Source organism: Microcystis sp. M53602_WE12, assembly GCF_030065455.1.
Classification (GTDB): Bacteria; Cyanobacteriota; Cyanobacteriia; order Cyanobacteriales; family Microcystaceae; genus Microcystis; species Microcystis aeruginosa.
In genome coordinates this window covers 1-2,337 of record NZ_JASJFB010000377.1, presented here as the reverse complement: position 1 = coordinate 2,337, position 2,337 = coordinate 1, and the positions used below count along the sequence as shown (strand labels likewise).

2 protein-coding genes are annotated in these 2,337 nt (G+C 47.6%); both read left to right on the top strand.

The window, feature by feature from the left end; translation table 11 throughout:
* Positions 1-167 precede the first annotated feature (167 nt).
* Positions 168-1,673: a Ycf46 family AAA ATPase gene (locus PX482_RS12940; RefSeq protein WP_002798407.1), complete on the top strand. Its 1,506-nt coding sequence runs from the start codon at positions 168-170 to the stop codon at positions 1,671-1,673.
* Positions 1,674-1,685: 12 nt separating this feature from the next.
* The gene (locus PX482_RS12935) at positions 1,686-2,207 is read left to right on the top strand and encodes an SH3 domain-containing protein (protein WP_287971952.1); all 522 of its coding nucleotides are present in this window, start codon (positions 1,686-1,688) and stop codon (positions 2,205-2,207) included.
* The last annotated feature ends 130 nt before the right edge of the window (positions 2,208-2,337 follow it).

Here is a 2,337-nt window from a genome sequence, read left to right as displayed (position 1 = left end):
CATCTGGTCAATTACCTAATTTTCAGGGAAAAAGTACCTGAATTTTCCCCCCGCTCACTCCCAGGTCCGGTACTTTTGGATTGACAAAAAGTCTAAAAGTCTTATCCAGCAAGGTTTTTAGATTTATTCAGCAAGCCCTAAATAGCAAAAACTATAGACGAATAGCTATGAGCTTTGGTGAAGAATTTGAATTACTGCTGCGGGCGCGCTATCCTCTCATCTATATTACCACCCTAGAAGAGGAACGTCTCGAAAAAGCGATCGCCGATATTGCCAAACAGAGCCATAACCGTGCTGTCTATGTCTGGGATTTCGTGGATGGTTATCAAGATAATCCCAATAATGAGAACTTTGCTCGGCGTAATCCCCTCCAAGCTCTTGAATTCGTCGAAAAGCTGCCGCCTAACATCGCCGCCATCATAATTTTACGCGATTTCCAGCGCTTTTTAGAAGATATTTCCATCGCCAGAAAATTGCGAAATCTGGCCCGTTCTCTGAAATCTCAGCCCAAAAACCTAATTATCGTCGCTCCCGAACTGTCTATCCCCTCGGATCTAACCGAAGTAATCACCGTCGTCGATTTTCCCCTCCCCAGTGGCGAAGAAATTAAACAGGAAATCCAGCGATTAATCGCTGCCACCGGACAACCCGTCAAAGAACCACTCCTCGATGAATTAGTGCTTTCTGCCCAAGGATTATCTCTAGAGAGAATTCGTCGGGTTTTAGCCAAATGTTTAGCCAGTCACGGCAAAATTGAGCCAGAGGACGTGGAATTAATTTTGGCAGAAAAACGCCAATCGATTCGTCAAACCCAGATATTGGACTTTTATCCCGCCACAGAGCAGATTTCTGACATCGGCGGCCTAGATAATCTCAAAGATTGGCTGATTCGTCGCGGTGGTGCCTTTAGTGAACGCGCCCGCGCCTACGGTTTACCCAATCCCCGGGGTTTACTATTGGTGGGAATTCAAGGGACGGGTAAATCCCTGACAGCGAAAGCTATTTCCCATCATTGGCACTTACCGCTGCTGCGTCTAGACGTGGGGCGTTTATTTGGCGGATTGGTGGGAGAATCGGAATCGCGTACCCGTCAGATGATTAATCTCGCCGAAGCTTTAGCTCCCTGTGTGCTGTGGATAGACGAAATCGATAAAGCTTTCGCCGGAGCGGAGGGAAAAGGTGACGGGGGAACCACCGGGCGGGTTTTCGGGACTTTTATCACTTGGTTAGCCGAGAAACAATCGCCGGTTTTTGTCGTCGCTACAGCTAATAACATCCAATCTCTGCCCCCGGAAATGTTGCGAAAAGGACGCTTCGATGAGATATTTTTTGTCGGACTACCTAGCCAAAAGTCCCGCGAGGAGATTTTTAGCGTTCATTTAGGGAAAGTTCGGCCCCATAATCTGAAAAGTTATGATATAAAGCGATTAGCCTACGAAACTCCCGATTTTTCGGGGGCAGAAATCGAACAAACCATCGTGGAAGCGATGCACATCGGTTTTAGTCAAAATCGCGACTTTAGCACCGATGATGTGCTTGAGGCCGCTAGTCAGATTATCCCCCTAGCTCGGACTGCCCAAGAACAGATTCAATTTCTACAGGATTGGGCAAAGTCCGGTAAAGCTCGTCTAGCCTCTCGCGATGATCGTTTTAATGTCAATTCTAGCAGTTAATTTAGCACCAATATGAAGCGTTTATCTGGTTTATTGCAATTTATGCTCGGTTTTGTCATGGGAGTGGCGATTTTGGTCGGTGGGGCTACTGCTGTCGCCTATATGCTTCTCTCCGGTATGAATTCTAATCCTCCTAAACCCGTCTTTACCGAGGAGAAAAAAGAGGAAACTAAGGAAGAAAAAACCGCCGTCAAACCTTCTCCCATCCCTACTACTCCCGTCCAAGAACAACCCCAAGCTGAGGTGAAAGAGTCTCCCACAGCTGCACCAGCACCAAAAGCTTCCCCGAAACCCAGTCCCGAAGCAAGAAAAAGAGAAGCCACATCCGAGGGTTATCAAGCGCGGGTGACATGGCAAAGCGGTTTAAGTCTGCGCTCTCAACCTACCAGTGAATCGACTCGTCTCGGCGGTCTGGATTATAATACTAAAGTTAGTGTGGTGGGAACCAGCAGCGATGGCCAATGGCAGCGCATACGTCTGTCCGATGGTCGCGAAGGTTGGATTAAAGCGGGTAATATTTCCAGAGTCCATTGACACTCCCCGCTCTAAAGAGACGGGGATTCTTGGTTCACAGAGATTACTTGCTTAGACAGAATTGCTTCTGAAAAAGTAGAGGTATTCTCTCCCCAAGCGTTTATTGGATCGAGCCCAAAGGTTCCGGTAT